The sequence below is a fragment of the Verrucosispora sp. CNZ293 genome, assembly GCF_002754655.1.
Map to the genome: position 1 here is coordinate 3520476 of NZ_PEFR01000001.1, position 19252 is coordinate 3539727.

The window sequence follows — 19252 nt, forward strand, 5'->3', positions numbered from 1 at the left end:
GACAGTGAGTCAGGTCACCGCGACTGAGCGTCCGGGTGAGCGGGTGCCGCCGAGCCCACCGGCTGGTGGTGCCGCCCGCGACCTCGGCCCCCCGTCGCCCGGCCCGGCCCGGGTGGGATCATCTGGTCATGCCGCGCACCGACATCACCCGATTCCGGCACAACCAGGCCATCCTGGCCGGTGCGATCGTCGCCACCATCGGCGCCCTGCCGTTGGCAAGTTCCCGGTCCTACCTGCTACCGGTGCTCGCGGTTCCGCTGGCGGTGGCCGTCTGGGCCTGGCGGGCCGGGACCGACGCCGACGCGCACGGGTTACGGGTACGGGCGCTCGCCGGAGAACGCCGGATCCCCTGGGACCAGGTGGTGGAGCTGGCGGCCGACCCACGCGGCCGGGCGGTGGCCCAGCTCGACGACGGCAGGTGGGTCATGCTCCCGGCCGTACGTGGCGTGGATCTGCCGAGGCTGGTGGCCGCGTCCGGGCGCGACGCCGCGGTACCGGAGCGCGACGCACCCGGATCGGATCAGTAGCCGTCCACCACCACGTTGCGTGGCGGCTCGCCGGCCACGAACCGCCGGATCTGCTGACCGACGAGGCGGTACGCCCTGGGCAGCAGACCCCGCACCGAGCCGGCCACATGCGGCGTGATCAGCACGTTCGGCAGCTCCCAGAGCGGATGATCGGCGGGCAACGGCTCGGGCTCGGTCACGTCCAGCGCGGCGGAGATCCGTCCGGTGGCCAGCTCGGCGACCAGGGCGTCGGTCCGGGCCACCGGACCTCGGGCGGCGTTCACCAGCAGCGCGCCGTCCCGCATCGCGGCGAGGAAGGTCTCGTCGACAAGCCCTCTGGTCTGTTCGGTGAGCGGCACCAGCAGCACCACGACGTCGGCCTGCGGCAACAGTCGCGGCAGCTCGTCGACGCCGTGCACGCCCTGCTCGGGCCGGGCGGTCCGGGCCACCAGCACGAACTCCACCTCGAACGGCGCCAGCCGGTCCCGCAGCGCGGTGCCGATCGAACCCGCGCCGACGATCAGCACCCGTTTGCCGGCCAGCTCGTCGGTGGGGGCCACCTCGTCGTACGCCCACTGGCGCCGGGCCTGCGCCCGGGCCATCGCCGGGAAGGCCCGCAACTGGGCGAGGATCGCGGCGACCACCCACTCGGCGGTGGACGGATCGTGCACCCCACGGGCGTCGCAGAGCGTGACCCCGGCCGGTACCCGTCCCACCCAGGCGTCCGCGCCGGCCGAGAGGAGCTGCACCACAGCCAGGTCCGGCAGCTCGCGCAGCAGGCCCACCGCGTCCACGCCGGACAGGAAGGGTGGCACCCAGAACCGGACGCCTGCCGTCGGTGAGGGCAGCTTCGCCGGATCCGCCATCGTCTCGACGGTGACCTCCGGCGGCAGCTCGCCGAGCAGGGCGTGGCCGGCCTCGTGCGGGATCCATACCTTCACCTCGCCGACGATAGGCGTCGGGGCGGACCGACCAGCCGATGGGGGTCGACCCGCGTCGCCTTCCACGGGGCCGGCCCCGGCGGGCTACTCTGGGGCGGGTGAGCGCTCCCCCGTACCTCCGCGCCCGTCAGGTCCGTGCCGCCCTCGTGGCGTCCTGCGCGACGCTGCTGCTCGTCGCCAGTGGTTGCAGCCTCGGAGATCCGGAACCCGACCCGGCCGGCGAGCCACCCAACCTGCCCAGCCCCACGATCACTGCGGACAACGGCGACCAGGAGGTCGTCGCCACCGTGCTCGCCCAGGGTCTGCGGGTGCCGTGGGGAATCGCCTTCCTGCCCGACGGCGGTGCCCTGGTGACCGAGCGTGACAGCGGTCGGATCGTCCAGGTGGGGCCGGAGTCGACAGCCGACGGTCTACGGGTCACCGAGGTGCAGACCATCGACGACGCGGTCGCCTCGGGCGAGGGTGGCCTGCTGGGCATCGCGGTCTCACCCGAGTTCGCCCAGGACCGGACGGTTTTCGTCTACTACACCGCCGAACGGGACAACCGCGTGGCCCGACTGCGGCTCGGCGAGGAGCCGACCCCGATCCTCACCGGCATCCCCAAGGCGGGCATCCACAACGGCGGCGGCCTGGCGTTCGGCCCCGACGGGCAGCTCTACGCCAGCACCGGGGACGCCGGGGACACCGATCAGTCGCAGGACGTCAAGCAGCTCGGCGGCAAGATCCTGCGGATCACCCCGGAGGGGAAGCCGGCCCCCGGAAATCCCTTCCCGGACTCACCGGTCTGGTCCCTGGGTCACCGCAACGTGCAGGGCATCGCCTGGGCCGGCGAGCGGATGTACGCCGTCGAGTTCGGCCAGAACACCTGGGACGAGATCAACCAGATCACCAAGGGCAAGAACTACGGCTGGCCCGAGGTCGAGGGGCGCGGTGACGACGAGCGGTACGTCGATCCGATCGCGCAGTGGTCGACCGACGAGGCGTCCTGCTCGGGCCTGGCCGCGACGGAGCGGATGCTCGCCACCGCGTGCCTGCGCGGTCAGCGGCTCTGGCTGGTCGAGCTGACCGAGACCGGCACGGTCCTCGGTCAGCCGCAGGCCCTGCTGACCGAGCGGTACGGGCGGCTGCGCGCGATCGCCGCCGCGCCGGACGGATCGCTCTGGGTCAGCACCTCCAACCACGACGGGCGGGGCCGGCCGGCGCCCGAGGACGACAGGTTGCTGCGTCTCGTCTTCGCCGGTGGTGGCGCCGGGCGAAGCTGAGGCGACCGCACGACGCGTCATCCCAGGTTTGCCAAGATCCTTCGGCGGGCAGGTCAGAATCTCAGCATGGACGGTCAGCAGAACGACGAGTCGCGCCGCGATCGGGACGGGGACACGCCCACTGGTCGGCCCCGCCGCTTCCCACAGCTGCGACGCTCCGCCGTACCGCGTGGTGGCGGAGGGCGGCACCGGGGGCTGCGCCGTTTCGTCGTCGCCGTGGCGGTCCTGGCCGTCGCGCTGCTCGGTGTGCTCGCCGGGGTCGTGGCGGGTGGGAACGTGGGCACCGACATCGGGCCGTTCCACGCCCGGCTCTCCGTGTCACCCGCGACCACCGGCGGCACCACCGTCGACATCCCACCGCTGGGCTCGCTGCTGCTGAGGAGCCACGACGGGCCGACCCACCTGACAGTGGAGTTGGGCGCGCTGGACCAGAGCCGGGTCGAGGCGCTGATCGACGACCCGGCGAGCCTCAACCGGGCCACCCAGTCGGCGACCGACGAGGTCCGGGAGGGGGTGATGCGGCTCGGGCTGCGTACCGTCGGTTCCGCCGTACTGGCCACGCTGGTGCTGGCGCTGCTGGTGTTCCGGGACACCCGCCGGGCGGCCTGGGCCGGCGGCCTGGCGCTGCTGATCACGGCCGGCAGTCTGGGCAGCGCGGCGGCGACCATCCGGCCCCAGTCGATCGAGGAGCCCCGGTACGAGGGACTGCTGGTCAACGCCCCGGCGATCGTCGGCGACGTACGCAAGATCGCCGACGACTACACCCGGTACGCCGAGCAGCTCCAGCGGCTCATCGGTAACGTCACGCAGCTGTACACGACGGTGTCGGCGCTGCCGGTGTACGAGCCGGAGCCGGGCACCACCCGGGTGCTGCACATCTCCGATCTGCACCTCAACCCGAGCGCCTGGCAGCTCATCCGGACCGTGACGGAGCAGTTCGGCATCGACGTGGTGATCGACACCGGCGACATCACCGACTGGGGCAGCGAGCCGGAGGCGTCCTACGTCGGCTCGATCAGCCTGCTGGAGAAGCCGTACGTCTACATCCGGGGAAACCACGACTCGGGCCGTACCGCCGCCGCGGTGGCCCGCCAGCCCAACGCGGTGGTGCTGGACAACCAGACCACCACCGTCGCCGGACTGACCATCGCCGGGATCGGCGATCCCCGCTTCACCCCGGACAAGAGCACCTCCCCGGCCAGCGGTGGGCTGAGTCAACCCACCGCCGACGAGTTGATCACGACGGGCGAGCAGCTCGCCGCAACGGTCCGCAGCTCACCCCGGCCTGTCGACATCGCCCTGGTGCACGACCCCGCCGCCGCCGGCCCGCTCTCCGGCACCTGCCCGCTGGTACTCGCCGGGCACACCCACGATCGGCAGGTCAACACGCTGCCGGAGGTGCCCGGCCAGCAACCCACCACGCTCATGGTGCAGGGCTCCACGGGCGGCGCCGGGCTGCGCGGGCTGGAGAGCGACGAGCCGACCCCGCTGGCGATGACCGTCCTCTACTTCGACCAGGAGCGACGACTCCAGGCGTACGACGACATCACAGTGGGCGGCACCGGCCAGACCCAGGTGAACCTCGAACGCACAGTCATCGCCCCACCCCCACCCCCCTGAACCCCACCCCCACCCCCACCCCAACCCTCTCCCCCACCCCCACCCCCACCCGCTGACCCCCACCCGCTGACCCCAGCGTCGATCATGAAGTTGTTGCCCGGGAGAGCGCTTGCCGAGGACAACAACTTCATGATCGACGGGGAGAGCGGCGGGGTGAAGGGGGTGGGGTGGTCAGCGGAGGGAGAGGGCGGCGAGGGCGGCGTTGACGATGCTGCCGGGGAGCAGGTCGTGCAGGTCGTAGAGGTCGTGAACGGTGCCGGACTGGCCGAACTCGTCGACGCCGAGCGGGACCGCCGGCGCGGCCACGGCCGAGCCGAGCCAGGCCATCGCGTGCGAGGCGGCGTCGTGCACGGTCACCACCGGCACCCGGTCGGCGAAGGCGGACCGCAGCGCCCCGGGCACGCTCGGCACGGTCGCCGTGCGTACGCCCTGACGCAGGGTGCGCTGCCAGGCCCGGTAGAGGCGGTCCAGGCTTGTCACGTCGACGACGTGGGCGGCGACACCCTCGTCGGCAAGTTCCGCCGCGGCGGACAGCACCTCGGGCAGCACCGCCCCGGAGGCGGCCAGTTGCACGGTCGGCGCGTCGGCCAGGTGCGGGTACGCCTGGTGGGCGTCGACCAGCCGGTACGCACCGGCCAGCACCTGCCGGCGCAGCACCGCGTCACCGAGCCGGGCCCGGGCCGCCTCGAACGGCGCCTGGTCGACCGGCCGGGTGCTGAGCCGGAAGTAGTACGCCCCGTCCTCGGCCGGTACCGCCGTCGGCGTCGGCCGGGCCGCGCCGGCGATGTGCCCGAACGCGTCGCAGAGCAGCCAGTCGAGGCTTGCCGCGTACGCGGGCTCGACGAATGTCACCCCGGGCAGTTCCAGACCGACGCTCGCGGTGATCGTCGACTGGTGCGCGCCGCCCTCCGGGGCGAGGGTGATCCCGGACGGGGTACCCGCGACGACGAACCGGGCACCGGAGTAGGTGCCGTAGAGGAAGGCGTCCAGCCCGCGCAGCACGAACGGGTCGTAGACAGTGCCGACCGGCAGCAGCGGCTGCCCGGACAGGTCCCACGCCAGGCCGAGCTGGCCGAGCAGCAGGAACAGGTTCATCTCGGAGATGCCCAGCTCGATGTGCTGGCCCTCAGGGCTCTCCGTCCAGCGCAGCATCCGGTCCTCCGACCAGGAGCGCTGGGCGGTCGGTGCGAACACACCGGTCTTGTTGATGAAGCCGGCCAGGTTTGTCGAGGTGGCCACGTCCGGCGCGGTGGTGACGAGATACCGGCCCACCTGCGGATCGCGGGCCAGGTCGACAAGCACCCGGCCGAAGACCTCCTGGGTGGAGATCGGCTTGTTGGCGCGTACGTTCGTGGCCTGGGGCACGGTGACCCCCAGCGCACGCTCGCGGGGCGCGCGGGACAGTGCCTCCCGGCGCTGCCCGGCCCGGATCCCGGCCGCAGAAGCCGGGTCGAGCCGGTCCCACTCGGTGTCCCGGGTCAGCCCCTGCGCGGCGCGCAACGCGTCGACCTGCTCGCCCGTCAACAGGGCGGAGTGGTTACGCGGGTTACCGGCGATCGGCAACCCCCACCCCTTGACGGTGTACGCGAACACCACGCTCGGCCGGTCGGTCACCGCGTCGCACTGGGCGTACGCGTCGAGCATCGCCGCCAGGTCGTGCCCGCCCAGATCGGTGACGAGCGGACCGAGTTCGTCGTCGGCGACGTCAGCGATCAACGCCGCGATGCCCTCGGGGGCACCGTCCAGGAACTGCTTGCGCAACGCCGGGCCGGTCAGCCCGAACAGCGACTGGTACTGCTCGTTGGGCATCGCGTCGATCCAGTCGCGCAGCGCCGCCCCGCCCGGCCGGTCGTACGCCTCGGCGAGCCGACGGCCGTACTTGACCTCGACGACGTGCCAGCCGGCGGCCTCGAACTGGCCGCGCCACTGGTCGATCCGCACCCCGGGGACGACCCGGTCCAGCGACTGCCGGTTGAAGTCGACCACCCACATCACGTTGCCGAGCCCGGTGGTGGCCGGGTCGGCGACGGCCTCCCAGATGTTGCCCTCGTCCAGCTCGGCGTCCCCGATCAGGGCGACGAACCGGGAGTGCGGTCGCGCCCCGAAGTGCGCGTCGACGTAGCGCCGGGTCACCGCGGCGAACAGCGGCGCTGCAGCGCCGAGCCCCACCGAGCCGGTGGAGAAGTCCACCTCGTCCGGGTCCTTCGTGCGCGACGGGTACGACTGGAGGCCACCCCGCGCCCGCAGCCGAGGCAGGTACGACCGGTCCAGGTTGCCCAGCAGGTACTGGATGGCGTGGAAGACCGGGGAGGCGTGCGGCTTGACCGCGACCCGGTCCTCGGCGTCCAGGTGGGCGAACCACAGTGCGGTCATCGCGGTGACGAGCGAGGCGCTGGACGCCTGGTGCCCACCGACCTTCACCCCGTCGCCGGCACCCCGGTCATGGTTGGCCGCGTCCACGATCCGCGTCGCGAGCCACAACACCCGCCGCTGAATCTCGTCGAGAACATCAAGATCGTGCTGGTCCACGGTGAACTCCATCCAGGACGTCCCCATTGACGCCCTCGCGAGGGGTGGTACATCTCGTTGATCAAGAGGTTGACGGCAGTCTGAAGATCGACAACTGCCGCCAACTCATGATCAACGTGGGTTGGTGGGAGAGGGCTCAGCCTTGGGCGCCGAGGCGTTCGAGGATGAGGGTGCGGACGGTTTGGGCGTCGGCCTGGCCACGGGTGGTCTTCATGACCGCGCCGACGAGGGCGCCGGCTGCGGCCACCTTGCCGCTGCGGACCTTGTCGGCGATGGCCGGGTTGGCGGCGATCGCCTCGTCCACGGCGGCGGTGAGCGCGCCGGTGTCGGAGACGACCTCCAGGCCCCGGGTGGTCATGATCTCGGTCGGGGAGCCTTCCCCGGCGACCACGCCCTCCAGCACGCTACGGGCCAGCTTGTCGTTGAGCTTCCCGGCGTCGACAAGGCCCTGAAGCTCGGCGACCTGCGCCGGGGTGGCCCCGATGTCGGCCAGCTCCACGCCCGTCTCGTTGGCCCGCCGGGACAGCTCACCAAGCCACCACTTGCGGGCCGCGGCCGGTGTCGCACCGGCCGCCACGGTGGCCTCGATCAGCTCGACCGCACCGGCGTTGAGCACCGACTGCATGTCGAGGTCGGAGAGGCCCCACGCCTGCTGGAGCCGGCGGCGGTGCAGCCGGGGCAGCTCCGGCAGGGCGGCCTTCAGCTCCGCCACCCAGGCGGGATCCGGCGCCAGGGGCACCAGGTCCGGCTCCGGGAAGTACCGGTAGTCGGTGGCGGTCTCCTTGGACCGGCCGGGGGTGGTGTCCCCGGTGTCCTCGTGGAAGTGCCGGGTCTCCTGGGTGATCCGGCCACCCGCGCCGAGGACGGCTGCCTGACGCAGCATCTCGGAGCGCACCGCCCGCTCGACCGACCGCAGCGAGTTGACGTTCTTGGTCTCGGTGCGGGTGCCCCACTCCTCGCCGGGCAGGTTCAGTGAGGTGTTCACGTCGCAGCGCAGGGAGCCCTCCTCCATGCGTACGTCGGAGACGCCGAGCGAGCGGAGCACGTCCCGCAGCTCGGTGACGTACGCGCGGGCCACCTCGGGCGCGAGCGCACCGGTACCCGGGATCGGCTTGGTGACGATCTCCACGAGCGGGATGCCGGCGCGGTTGTAGTCGACGAGCGACTCGGTCGCGCCGTGGATCCGACCGGTGGCGCCGCCGACGTGCAGCGTCTTGCCGGTGTCCTCCTCCAGGTGCACCCGCTCGATGCCGATCCGCACCATCTCGCCGTTGACCTCGACGTCCAGGTAACCGTCGACGCAGAGCGGCTCGTCGTACTGGCTGATCTGGAAGTTCTTCGGCATGTCCGGGTAGAAGTAGTTCTTCCGGGCGAACCGGCACCAGGTCGCGATGGAGCAGTTCAACGCCAGGCCGATCCGGATGGTCGCCTCGATCGCCGCCTTGTTCGCCACCGGCAGCGAGCCGGGCAGCCCCAGGCAGACCGGGCAGACCCGGGTGTTCGGCTCGCCGCCGAAGTCGGTCGGGCAGCCGCAGAACATCTTGGTGTTCGTGCCCAGCTCGACGTGGGTCTCCAGGCCGATCACCGGCTCGTAGCGCGCGACGACCTCGTCGTACGCGGGCAGTGTCGTGGTCATCTGTGCTCCTGCCTCACAGTGCCGGTGGGGTGAACGTGCCGACGGCGCTCTCCAACGCGGCGGCGACCCGGTACATCCGGTCGTCGGCGAGCGTCGGAGCCATCACCTGAAGTCCGACCGGCAGCCCCTCGGAGAGCCCGCACGGCACCGAGATGCCCGGCCCGCCGTACAGGTTGCTCGGAATGGTGAACAGGTCGGCCAGGTACATCTGGTACGGGTCGGAGGTGCGCGCGCCGAGCGGGAAGGCGACGAACGGGGTGGTCGGCGAGATCAGCGCGTCGACCCGCTCGAACGCGGCGGTGAAGTCGCGGGTGATGAGCGTCCGCACCTTCTGCGCCTGCCCGTAGTAGGCGTCGTAGTAGCCCGAGGAGAGCGCGTACGTGCCGAGCATGATGCGCCGCTTGACCTCGGGGCCGAAGCCGGCCTCCCGGGTCAGCGACATGACCTCCTCCAGCGACCGGTTGCCGTCGTCGCCGGTGCGCAGCCCGAACCGGACGCCGTCGAAGCGGGCCAGGTTCGAGGAGCACTCGCTCGGCGCGATCAGGTAGTACGCCGGCAACGCGTACCGGAAGTGCGGGCAGGAGATCTCGACGATCTCCGCGCCGAGTTTGGTCAACGTGGCGACCGCCTCGTTGAAGGCGGCCGTCACGCCCGGCTCCGCACCCTCGCCGCCGAACTCGGTGACGATGCCCAGCCGTACGCCGCTCAGGTCGCCCGTCGCGCCGAGCTTGGCCGCGGCCACCACGTCCGGCACCGGTGCCGGGATGGAGGTGGAGTCGCGCGGGTCGTGCCCGCCGATCGCCGCGTGCAGCAACGCCGCGTCGAGCACGGTACGCGCGCACGGGCCGGGAGTGTCCAGTGAGGACGAGAAGGCCACCAGCCCGTACCGGGAGGTGCCGCCGTATGTCGGTTTCGCGCCGACGGTGCCGGTGACCGCGCCCGGCTGACGGATCGAGCCGCCGGTGTCCGAACCGATCGCCAGTGGCGCCTCGTACGCGGCGAGTGCCGCCGCGCTTCCCCCGCCGGAACCACCCGGGATGCGGTCGGTGTCCCACGGGTTGCGGCTCGGCCCGTACGCGGAGTATTCCGTGGAGGAGCCCATCGCGAACTCGTCCATGTTGGTCTTGCCGAGCATCACCGTGCCGGCGGCGCGCAGCCGTTCCACGATCGTCGAGTCGTACGGCGGACGCCAGCCCTCAAGGATCTTCGAGCCGACGGTGGTCGGCACACCCTTCGTGGTGAGGACGTCCTTGACCGCGACCGGCACGCCGGCCAGCGGCCCCAGTTCCTCGCCGGCCGCCCGGCGGGCGTCGATGTCCCGGGCGGCGGCCAGCGCGCCCTCGGTGTCGACGTGCAGGAAGGCGTTGACCCGGCCGTCCACGGCGGCGATCCGGTCCAGGTGGGCCTGGGTGACCTCGACCGCGGAGGCCGCGCCGGTGGCGACGAGCCCCGCGATCTGCGTCGCGGTCAGTGCGGTGACGTCGGTCATGAGGCCACATCCTCGTCCAGGATCCGCGGTACGCGGAACCGCTGCTCCTCCGCGTCGGGGGCGCCCGACAACGCTTCCTCGGGGGTCAGGCACGGCGTCACGACGTCCTCGCGGAGCACGTTCGTCAGCGGCACCGAGTGGGAGGTCGGCGGGATGTCCGCGGCGGCGACCTCGCCCACCTGCGCGACCGCTTGGAGGATCACGTCGAGCTGACCGGCGAAGGTGTCCAGCTCCTCCTCCGTCACGGCGAGCCGCGACAGTCGCGCCAGGTGCGCGACCTCCTCGCGGGAGATGGCGGCCATCGGTGCCCCCTTCGTGGCTGTGCTGCGTCTGCCTGACCTGCGCCCACCGCTGCCCGGGTACGCGACGCGCGGTGACCGCAGCGAGTCTATTGTTTCCCGCCCGGCCGGCCGTTGCCGCCTCCCCGAGCACCGGCCAGACCGGTCCCGCCCCGAGCGACGCCGCTGGTCCCGGCCACACCGGCGCCCTTGATCCTGGCCGCACCGACACCGTTGACTGCGGCGCGACCGACGTGGCTGGTCCGGATGGCTCCGTCGGGATCAGCGGGCGTGCCGGCGCGGCACCTCCGCCTCGTCGTGACCGCCGAGCGGCCGCAGCGGGCGGTACCGGGCCAGCCAGGCGACAAGTTCCTCGGCCGGCATCGGCCGGGCGTAGAACCAGCCCTGGGCGGCGTCGCAGCCGGCCGCGTGCAGCATCCGCCAGGTCCGCTCGTCCTCCACGCCCTCGGCCACCACCCGCAGTCCCAGCGCCTTGGCCAGCTCGATCGTCGAACGGACGATCGCCGCGTCGTCGCTGTCCTCGGCCATGCCGAGGACGAACGACCTGTCGACCTTCACCTCCGCCAGCGGCAGCCGACGCAGGTGCTGGAGGGAGGAGTAGCCGGTGCCGAAATCGTCGAGCGCGATGCCCACCCCGATCCGGTGCAGCCGGGTGATGGTGGTCAGCACCCGGCGCGGATCGGCCATCAGCGCGCCCTCGGTGATCTCCAGTTGCAGCCGTTCCGGGGCCACCCCGTAGCGGGCCAGCCGGTCGGCGATCTGGTCGGCGATGTCGCAGGTGTGCAGGTCCCGCACGCTGACATTGAGTGCCGCCCGTAGCCCGAGGCCCGCCGCCGACCACTTGGCGAGCTGCTCCACCACGTCGTCGACGACCCGGCGGGTGAGCAGCCGCATCACCGCGCTCTGCTCGGCGACCCGGATCAGCTCCTCCGGGTCGACCATCCCCCGGCGTGGGTGTCGCCAGCGCAGCAGCGCCTCCACCCCGACCACCTCGCCGGTGGCGATGGCGATCTGCGGCTGGTAATACATCATGATCTCGCCCGCGTCGGTGCCCGGCTCGGCACCGACGCGGCTGCCGGTGGTCGGTGTCGCGGGATCCGTTCCACGACTGTCGAGGTCCGGCTGTCCCCCGGACCACACCGCGTCGGCGGCGGTCACGTCATCCGGTCCCACCGTCCGGGCCGCGCGGCGCAGGGTCGGGTCCGCACCGGTGATGATCCGGGCGATCAACTCGTCATCGTGGATCACCACCCGGGGGCGGCGGCGCCACCGGCCCCACCAGCGGGCACCGTTCGGCCCCTCCATGGGCGCGGAGGTGGGCAGCACCGCGCCGTCCCCGCCACGGACGGTTGTCCCGCCGGCCGGCGTCGACCCGTCGTCCCGCCCCGACGCACCGACCTCCAGCACCCGGCGCAGGTCGGCCAGCAGGCCCAGTCGCTCGGCGGAGTTGTGGTCGGATTCGGCGGTGTAGACGGCGACCGTGTCGTTGCGGTGCTTCGCGTCGTACATCGCCACGTCCGCGTGCCGCATCAGGGTGGCGAAGTCCTCGCCGTGTTCCGGGTACAGGGCGATGCCGATGGAACCGCCGACATCAAGCGGCAACCCGTCCAGCGACACCGGCTCGGCGAGGGCCTGCACGACCTGGTCGGCCAGGGCGCGGGCCTCGCCCGCATCGCTGAGCCCGGTCATCACGATCGCGAACTCGTCGCCGCCGAGCCGGGCGACCATCTGCGGCGGCGCGACCGCGTCGGTCAGCCGGGCGCTCACCTCCACCAGCAGCCGGTCGCCGACCGCGTGACCGAGCGCGTCGTTGACGTTCTTGAAGCGGTCCAGGTCGATGAGCAGCAGGGCGAGGCGGGTGCCGGGCTCCCCCCGCGCGGCGCGCTCGGCGTGCCGGTGCACCTGCTCGTTGACCTCGGCGAGCAGCGCCTTGCGGTTGGGCAGCCCGGTGAGCGGGTCGAGTGCGGCCAACTGGTGCTGTTCCACCGTGAGGCGAGCCATCCGGTAGACCGCGAACAGCGGTACCAGCACCAGCGGCACCAGGGCGGCACTGGCCCGGGCGGCGGTGACCAGCACCGGCGCGAGCAGCAGCAACGACCCGGTGGAGAGCAGCTCGAAGGGCAGGCCGTGCCACGCGTTGGGCCACCACCGCTCCCCGAAGCGCAGCCGCACCGCGGCGGTGACCAGCCCGTAGTTGACCGCGAACCAGGCGACCCCGGCGCCGCCGATCGCGACGATGTCGGTCCAGTCGAGCGTCGCACCGTCGTACAGCCCGCCCGGGCCGAGCCGGGTCACCGCGTACGCCGCCGCCAACGAGCAGGCGTACTGCCCGGCGTTGAAGGCCGTCCGCCAGGGCGCGTGCCGCATCCGGATCCCGGAGACCACCACGGCGACCGCCTGCACCGCGACCGCGGGGCCCAGCCCCCAGCCGAGCAGGATCGCGAAGGTGAAGCAGGTGGAGGGGAAGACGGCCGAGGAGGACTGCCCCCGGCCGGGTGGCAGGAAGGGGCGCGCGTCGCAGGCCACGGCGAGCACCGCCATCGTCCAGAACGCCGCCGGCAGGTCGGGCAGGGTCGACGGCAGGGACACCAGCCCGTCCGCCGAGACCAGCGCGGCCACCACGAGTACGGCCGCGACGAACGTCGTGAACTGCGCGGTCCGCCCGGGCGGGACGAGGTTGCGCGGGTCGGGCGACTCCATCACACCTCCCGGCACGAGACCGGCCCGTGGTTTCACGCGCCGTGCCCCAATGAAACGCCCCCACCACCCACTTTCCCGTCGCGACAGTCACGAATCGGTAGTAGTCGTAATTAAGTTGGTATCCGGGAGAGTGCCGTAAAGATCGTCACTCCGCGACGCGGGCCACCTGCCGGGCCGCCTCGGGGCCGGCGTCGAGCAACACCCGGAAGCCGTCCTCGTCGAGCACCGGCACCTTCAGGCTGGTCGCCTTGTCCGCCTTGGACCCTGGGTTGTCGCCCACCACCACGAAACCCGTCTTCTTCGACACCGAGCCGCTGACCTTGCCACCCCGGGACTGGATCGCCTCGGCGGCCTGGTCCCGGGAGAAACCACCGAGCGTGCCGGTCACCACCACGGTCACCCCCTCCAGCGGGCGTGGCCCCTCCTGCACGGCCTCCTCGGCCATCCGGACACCCGCCTCGGCCCACTTGCGGACCACCTCGCGGTGCCAGTCGACGGCGAACCACTCGCGGATGCTGGCCGCGATTGTCGGGCCGACTCCGTCGACTGAGGAAAGCTCCTCCTCGGTGGCCTGGTCGACAGCCTCGATCGAGCGGAAGTGCCGGGCCAACGCCTGCGCGGCGGTCGGCCCGACGTGCCGGATCGAGAGGGCCACAAGCACCCGCCACAGGTCGCGCTCCCGGGCCGTGGCGAGGTTGTCGAGCAGCTTGGCGGCGTTGCTGCCGAGGCTGCCGTCCTTGTTGACGAAGAACGGCGCGCGGGCCAGCCGCTCGGCGTCGAGCGAGAAGAGGTCTCCCTCGTCGGTGATGATCTGCGCGTCGAGCAGCGCGGCGCCGCTCTTGTAGCCGAGCGCCTCGATGTCGAAGGCGCCCCGCCCGGCCAGATGGAACACCCGCTCCCGCAACTGCGCCGGGCAGCTACGCGAGTTGGGACACCGGATGTCGACGTCGCCCTCCTTCGCGGGGGCGAGCGGGGTGCCACAGGCCGGGCAGGTGGTCGGCATGACGAACGCGCGGGCGTCCGGTGGACGCAGGTCGACCACCGGCCCGAGCACCTCCGGGATCACGTCACCGGCCTTGCGGATGACCACCGTGTCGCCGATCAGGACCCCCTTGCGCTCGACCTCGCGGGCGTTGTGCAGGGTGGCGTACTCGACTGTGGAGCCGGCCACCCGGACCGGCTGGAGCACCGCCCGGGGGGTCACCCGACCGGTCCGGCCGACCTCGACCTCGATGTCGAGCAGGGTGGTGTTGACCTCCTCCGGCGGATACTTGAAGGCGATCGCCCAGCGTGGCGCCCGGCTTGTCGAGCCCAGCCGCCCCTGGATGGGCACCGGGTCGACCTTCACCACCACACCGTCGATCTCGTGCTCGACGTCGTGCCGGTGCGCGGCGTAGTGCGCGATGTACTCCCGGACGCCGGTCAGGTCGGGCACCACCCGCCAACGGTCGCTGGTGGGCAGGCCCCAGGCCCGCAACGCCGAGTACGACTCGGACTGGGTGGTCGGCTGGAAACCGCGCCGGGCGCCGATGCCGTGCACCACCAGGCGCAGTGGACGGGAGGCGGTGATCCGTGGATCCTTCTGCCGCAGGCTGCCGGCCGCGGCGTTGCGCGGGTTGGCGAAGGGTGCCTTGCCCTGCTCGACCAGGCCGGCATTGAGGTCGGCGAAGGCGGCGACCGGAAAGTAGATCTCGCCACGCACCTCGATGAACTCGGGCGGCGGCCCGAACTCCGCCGAGTCGGTCAGCCGGCCGGGCACGTCCCGGATGCTGCGCACGTTCGCGGTGACGTCCTCGCCGGTACGGCCGTCGCCGCGGGTGGCCGCCCGGACCAGCCGGCCGCTCTCGTAGGTCAGGTTGATCGCCAGACCGTCGACCTTCAGCTCGCACAGGTAGGGCGCCGGACCGCCGGCGTCCCGCTCGACCCGTTCCGCCCAGGCCGCCAGCTCCTCGTCGGCGAAGGCATTGTCCAGCGACATCATCCGTTCGGCGTGGGCGACCGGGGTGAAGTCGGTGGAGAACGTGCCGCCGACCCGCTGGGTCGGTGAGTCAGGGGTGCGCAACGCGGGAAACTCCGCCTCCAGCGCCTCCAGCTCACGCAGCTGGCTGTCGAAGTCGGCGTCGGAGATGGTCGGCGCGTCGAGCACGTAGTAGCGGTACTGGTGCTCGGTCAGCTCCTGGCTGAGCGTGGTGTGCCGCTCCCGCGCCTGCGGCGTCGGCTCGGGGCCGGCGGCCTCCTGCGCCGCATCGACCTGCTGGGGAACCGCTTCATCGGACACCCTGCCGCCTCCGGACACCGCTGTCGACCTCCCGTGATCGTGCTACCCCCGCACGGTAGTCCCCGGGTGGGACAACTGTGCCGCCACCTGGTCAGTCGTGCGGTGCGGCAAGCGCGGCGAGTTGATCCGCGTACTCGATCCGGCCCGCCCACCCGGCCGGCCAGCCCGGCATGCCGTGGGCCGCGCCGACGAAGGCACCGGCGAGGGCGGCGATCGAGTCGGAGTCGCCGGCGGTGCGGGCGCCCCGGGCGAGCGCGTCGACCGGGTCGTCGGCGTGCCGGACGGCGCAGTACAGGGCCGCCGCGAGGGCCTCCTCGGCGATCCAGCCCTCACCGGTGAACCGGCACGGGTCACCGCCGTCGTCCGGGGCGGTGAGAGCCGCGTCGAGCCGGGTCAGCGTCCGCTGGCACTCGTCCCAGCCCCGGGCGATGAACTCCTCGGGGGTGGCGGCGTCCGAGCGCCGCCACAGCTCGCCGAGCCAGTCGGCCCGGTAGACCGTGCGTTGCTGGTGGGCCCGGGCGGTGAGCAGGCCGGGCAGCTCGGCCAGGGCGACGCCGTCGTCGACGAGCAGCCGGACCGCGTACGCGGTCAACTCGCTCGCGGCCAGCCCGGTCGGATGGCCGTGGGTGAGACCGGCCTGGAGCTGGGCCAGCCCGGCGAGGGTGTCGAGATCAACGTCGAGCAACCCGACCGGGGTGACCCGCATGTTCGCCCCGCACCCCTTCGACCCGGCCTGGGTGGCCTGCTGCCAGGGCAGGCCCCGGGACAGTTCGGCGCAGGCCCGCAGGCAGGTCATCCCCGGCGCGCGGTTGTTGTCCGGGCTGACCGCCCAGTCCAGGAAACGGCGGCGCAGCAGCGGCTCCACCGCCTCGGCGGTGTACCTCGGCGCGTCGTGCAGCGCCCAGCCCACCGCCAACGCCATCTGGGTGTCGTCGGTGACCAGCGCCGGGTCGCCGACAAGCTCCCGGGGGCCGGTCGGGCCGAACCGCCTGTCGATCTCGGCGACGGTGAGGAACTCGGTGGGTTTGCCGAGCGCGTCACCGTAGGCCAGACCGAAGAGTGAGCCGGCGGCGCGCCGAGGTGCTGGACTGATCATGAACGCGATGATGCCCGTCACCCGCAAGCCGCGCAGCCTCTGATCGGACCACCACCGTCGGGCGGCCGGCCCGCCGACGTCAGCCGCTGGCCGGCTCCCGACACCTCGCGGCCAGCCGTGCACGCCCGGCCGTCCGGCGACGCCCGCCGGCCGGCCGAGCCCGCCGAACGGCAACGCGCGCCGAACGGCCGAGCCCGCTGGTTGCCGGCACTCCCGGCCGGGCGGGCGGTCAGTCCCAGCAGAGGCAGAACGGGTGCCCGGCGGGGTCGGCGTAGACCCGGAAGCCGTCGCCCTCGCCGGGCAGCCGGCGGGCGCCCAGGGCCAGGGCCGCCTTCTCCGCCGCCTCGATGTCGTCCACTGTCACGTCGAGGTGGAACTGCTGGGGGCGCTCCGGATCGGGCCAGGCCGGCGGGCGCAGGTCGATCGCCCGCTGGAAGGCCAGCCGGGGCTGGTGGCCGGGCGGCCCGCCGAGCACCACCCAGTCGTTGCCGTCGGAGTTGTCCTCAAGCAGCGGCAGGCCGAGCAGCTCCGAGTAGAAGCCGGCCAACGCACGCGGGTCGGGGCAGTCGATCACCGTCGAACGCAGCTGTCCAATCATGACGAGCATCCTGCCCCGTGGGTACGACCGGAAACCTCACGCCTCGGCCAGCCGGCGACCGGCGTCCCGGCAGGCCGCGAGGACCGCCCGGACGTACGTCGCGTCGGCCCCGGCCAGGCCACAGGCGGGCGTCACCACCACCTGTTCGGCGAGCCGGAGGCGCGGAAACCCGAGGCGGTCCCAGAGGGTGCGTACCCGGTCGGCGAGGTCGGCGGAGGTCGGCGCGCGACCGGTGGGTGTCGTCGGCGCGGCACCGGCCAGCAGCCCGAACCCGGCGTCGAGCACCTCGCCGAGCGGGTCGAGGTCGGTGACCAGGCTCAGGTCGAGCGCGACACCTATCGCGCCGGTGGAGCGGAGCAGGTCCAGCGGCACGTCCGGGGCGCAGCAGTGCACAACTGTCGGCACCCCCACCGCCTCGACCACCGTACCCAGCAGCGCGCGGGCGTCACCCGACTCCACAGCCCGGTAGGCGCCGAGGCCACTCTCGGTGGGCACCCGGCCGGCCAGCACCGCCGGCAGGGACGGCTCGTCCAGTTGGAGCAGCACCGACGCGCGGGGCAACCGGCGGGTCACCGCGTCGACGTGGCCGCGCAGTCCTTCGGCCAGCGAACCGGTCAGGTCCCGCACTGCACCGGGGTCGCGCAGCATCCGACCGCCGATCGGCAGCTCGATCGAGGCGGCCAGGGTGAGCGGGCCAGCCGCCTGGATCTTGACTGGGCCGGCGTACTCCTCGGCCTGCTCGGCGAGCTGATCCAGGTCGCGTTCCATCAGGTCGCGGGCCCGGCGCAGGTCGCGGCCCGGGCGCGGGGCCACCCGCCAGCGTGCCGCGTACAGCTCGATCGGCAGTTCCACAAGCAGACCGCCGGTGCGCCCGATCAGATCGGCGCCCGGTCCCCGGGCCGGAAGCTCCGGCAGATGCGGCAGGCCGGGCAGCTCACCGAGCACGATCCGCTGCGCCTCCGCGATGTCCACCCCCGGCAACGACCCCACACCCGTCGCCGCACCCACCCCCCACGGCAACCCCAAATCATCCACCGCCGCAGCCTACCGGCCGCGATCCTGCCCTCGCCGAGGTCACGGCTTGCGGTATGTCGGTCGATCACGCCTACTGGATGGCCCGACGTGCCGCAAGACGTGACCGATCCGGTGGACGATCCCGTCGCCGAACGGCGGCAGACGGCCCGGTCAGGTGGTGATGGTGGCGGAGCCGAGGACGATGTCGCCGGCGGGGTCGGGACGGTAGGCGACGATGGCCTGGCCTGCGGCCACGCCGCGCACCGGGTGGCGCAGGTCGGCGTGGAGGGTGTCGCCGTCGACGGTGACGGCGGCAGGCACCACGACGCCGTGGGCGCGCAGCTGGACCTCGCACTCGATCGGGCCGTCGGGCCGTGGGCCGCCGGTCCAGACCGGGCGGGTGGCGGCGACCTCGGAGACCTCCAACGCCTCGGCCGGGCCGACGGTGACGGTGTTCGTCTTCGGCGTGATGGAGAGCACGTAGCGGGGCCGGCCGTCCGGGGCGGGCCGGTCCAGGTGCAGGCCGCGCCGCTGGCCGACGGTGTACGCGTACGCACCGGCGTGCTGTCCCACCACCGCGCCGGTGCTCGCGTCGACCACGTCGCCGGGCGTCTCGCCGAGCCGCTCGGCCAGGAAGCCGCGGGTGTCACCGTCGGCGATGAAGCAGATGTCGTGCGAGTCCGGCTTGTCGGCGACGGCGAGGCCCCGGTCGGCAGCCTCCTGCCGGACCTGAGCCTTCGTCGAGTCGCCGAGCGGGAAGATCGACCGGTCCAGCTGCTCCCGGGTGAGCACGGCCAGCACGTACGACTGGTCCTTCGCCGCGTCGACGCTGCGCCGCAGCAGGCCGTCCGGGCCGAGCCGGGCGTGATGCCCGGTGACCACGGCGTCGAACCCCAGGGCCACCGCCCGGTCCAGCACCGCGGCGAACTTGATCTTCTCGTTGCAGCGCAGGCACGGATTGGGGGTACGCCCCGCCGCGTACTCGGCGACGAAGTCGTCGACCACGTCGGCGTGGAAGCGGTCGGCCATGTCCCAGACGTAGAACGGGATACCGAGCACGTCGGCGGCCCGCCGGGCGTCCCGCGAGTCCTCCAGGGTGCAGCAGCCCCGGGCACCGGTGCGGTAGGTCTGCGGGTTGCGGGCCAGTGCCAGGTGCACGCCAGTCACGTCATGCCCGGCCTGCACCGCCCGTGCCGCCGCCACCGCGGAATCCACGCCGCCGGACATCGCCGCCAACACCCTCACCCGGACCACTCTCCCTTCCCACCGAGCCTATCTCCGCCC

Annotated in this window: 13 protein-coding genes and 1 pseudogene; 3 read left to right on the plus strand and 11 right to left on the minus strand. The window is 72.7% G+C overall.

Features of this window, described 5'->3' with window-relative positions; genetic code table 11:
• Positions 1-128 precede the first annotated feature (128 nt).
• The gene (locus CLT74_RS15910) at positions 129-527 is read left to right on the plus strand and encodes a PH domain-containing protein (protein ID WP_099852102.1); all 399 of its coding nucleotides are present in this window, start codon (positions 129-131) and stop codon (positions 525-527) included.
• Here CLT74_RS15910 and CLT74_RS15915 read toward each other — a convergent pair.
• The gene (locus CLT74_RS15915; protein WP_099847242.1) at positions 521-1447 is read right to left on the minus strand and encodes a 2-hydroxyacid dehydrogenase; all 927 of its coding nucleotides are present in this window, start codon (positions 1445-1447) and stop codon (positions 521-523) included. The two genes, CLT74_RS15910 and CLT74_RS15915, sit on opposite strands and share 7 nt — an antisense overlap.
• Positions 1448-1485: 38 nt before the next feature.
• Between CLT74_RS15915 and CLT74_RS15920 the strand changes: the two genes are divergently transcribed.
• Together CLT74_RS15920 and CLT74_RS15925 are read left to right on the plus strand one after the other, a co-directional pair.
• Complete coding sequence (locus CLT74_RS15920) at positions 1486-2709, plus strand: PQQ-dependent sugar dehydrogenase (protein ID WP_099847243.1); 1224 nt, start codon at positions 1486-1488, stop codon at positions 2707-2709.
• A 66-nt stretch (positions 2710-2775) separates the two neighbouring features.
• A pseudogene (locus tag CLT74_RS15925) lies at positions 2776-4385 on the plus strand (metallophosphoesterase family protein).
• 115 nt (positions 4386-4500) lie between these two features.
• Here the strand turns inward: CLT74_RS15925 and CLT74_RS15930 are convergent.
• From CLT74_RS15930 to mnmA, 10 genes are all read right to left on the minus strand, one after another.
• Complete coding sequence (locus CLT74_RS15930; protein ID WP_099852105.1) at positions 4501-6858, minus strand: transketolase-like TK C-terminal-containing protein; 2358 nt, start codon at positions 6856-6858, stop codon at positions 4501-4503.
• Positions 6859-6994: 136 nt separating this feature from the next.
• On the minus strand, positions 6995-8494 hold the full coding sequence (gatB, locus tag CLT74_RS15935; protein ID WP_099847245.1) for an Asp-tRNA(Asn)/Glu-tRNA(Gln) amidotransferase subunit GatB: 1500 nt from the start codon (positions 8492-8494) through the stop codon (positions 6995-6997).
• Positions 8495-8507: 13 nt separating this feature from the next.
• On the minus strand, positions 8508-9983 hold the full coding sequence (gene gatA / locus CLT74_RS15940) for an Asp-tRNA(Asn)/Glu-tRNA(Gln) amidotransferase subunit GatA (RefSeq protein WP_099847246.1): 1476 nt from the start codon (positions 9981-9983) through the stop codon (positions 8508-8510).
• Entirely contained in the window at positions 9980-10285 is a 306-nt protein-coding gene (gene gatC / locus CLT74_RS15945) for an Asp-tRNA(Asn)/Glu-tRNA(Gln) amidotransferase subunit GatC (protein WP_088995614.1), read from the minus strand. Before gatC ends, gatA begins: the two co-directional genes overlap by 4 nt.
• A 258-nt stretch (positions 10286-10543) precedes the next feature.
• On the minus strand, positions 10544-12982 hold the full coding sequence (locus CLT74_RS15950; RefSeq protein ID WP_099847247.1) for an EAL domain-containing protein: 2439 nt from the start codon (positions 12980-12982) through the stop codon (positions 10544-10546).
• A 145-nt stretch (positions 12983-13127) separates the two neighbouring features.
• Positions 13128-15278 (minus strand): NAD-dependent DNA ligase LigA, encoded by a 2151-nt coding sequence (gene ligA / locus CLT74_RS15955; protein ID WP_486582331.1) that lies wholly within the window; start codon positions 15276-15278, stop codon positions 13128-13130.
• Positions 15279-15351: 73 nt separating this feature from the next.
• Entirely contained in the window at positions 15352-16356 is a 1005-nt protein-coding gene (locus CLT74_RS15960; RefSeq protein ID WP_199172197.1) for an ADP-ribosylglycohydrolase family protein, read from the minus strand.
• A 229-nt stretch (positions 16357-16585) separates the two neighbouring features.
• Positions 16586-16954: a VOC family protein gene (locus CLT74_RS15965; protein WP_199172198.1), complete on the minus strand. Its 369-nt coding sequence runs from the start codon at positions 16952-16954 to the stop codon at positions 16586-16588.
• Between the two features lie 36 nt (positions 16955-16990).
• Positions 16991-17989 carry a methionine synthase gene (locus CLT74_RS15970; protein ID WP_099847250.1) on the minus strand — a complete coding sequence of 333 codons (999 nt, stop codon included), beginning with the start codon at positions 17987-17989 and terminating at the stop codon, positions 16991-16993.
• Between the two features lie 150 nt (positions 17990-18139).
• The gene (mnmA, locus tag CLT74_RS15975; protein ID WP_099852110.1) at positions 18140-19213 is read right to left on the minus strand and encodes a tRNA 2-thiouridine(34) synthase MnmA; all 1074 of its coding nucleotides are present in this window, start codon (positions 19211-19213) and stop codon (positions 18140-18142) included.
• Positions 19214-19252 lie beyond the last annotated feature (39 nt).

Coding starts and splice junctions, on each gene's coding strand:
- CLT74_RS15910 (WP_099852102.1), top strand. CDS start 129: ATGCCGCGCACCGACATCACCCGATTCCGGCACAACCAGGCCATCCTG.
- CLT74_RS15920 (WP_099847243.1), top strand. CDS start 1,486: ATGGGGGTCGACCCGCGTCGCCTTCCACGGGGCCGGCCCCGGCGGGCT.
- gatB (WP_099847245.1), bottom strand. CDS start 8,494: ATGACCACGACACTGCCCGCGTACGACGAGGTCGTCGCGCGCTACGAG.
- gatA (WP_099847246.1), bottom strand. CDS start 9,983: ATGACCGACGTCACCGCACTGACCGCGACGCAGATCGCGGGGCTCGTC.
- gatC (WP_088995614.1), bottom strand. CDS start 10,285: ATGGCCGCCATCTCCCGCGAGGAGGTCGCGCACCTGGCGCGACTGTCG.
- CLT74_RS15950 (WP_099847247.1), bottom strand. CDS start 12,982: ATGGAGTCGCCCGACCCGCGCAACCTCGTCCCGCCCGGGCGGACCGCG.
- CLT74_RS15960 (WP_199172197.1), bottom strand. CDS start 16,356: ATGATCAGTCCAGCACCTCGGCGCGCCGCCGGCTCACTCTTCGGTCTG.
- CLT74_RS15965 (WP_199172198.1), bottom strand. CDS start 16,954: ATGATTGGACAGCTGCGTTCGACGGTGATCGACTGCCCCGACCCGCGT.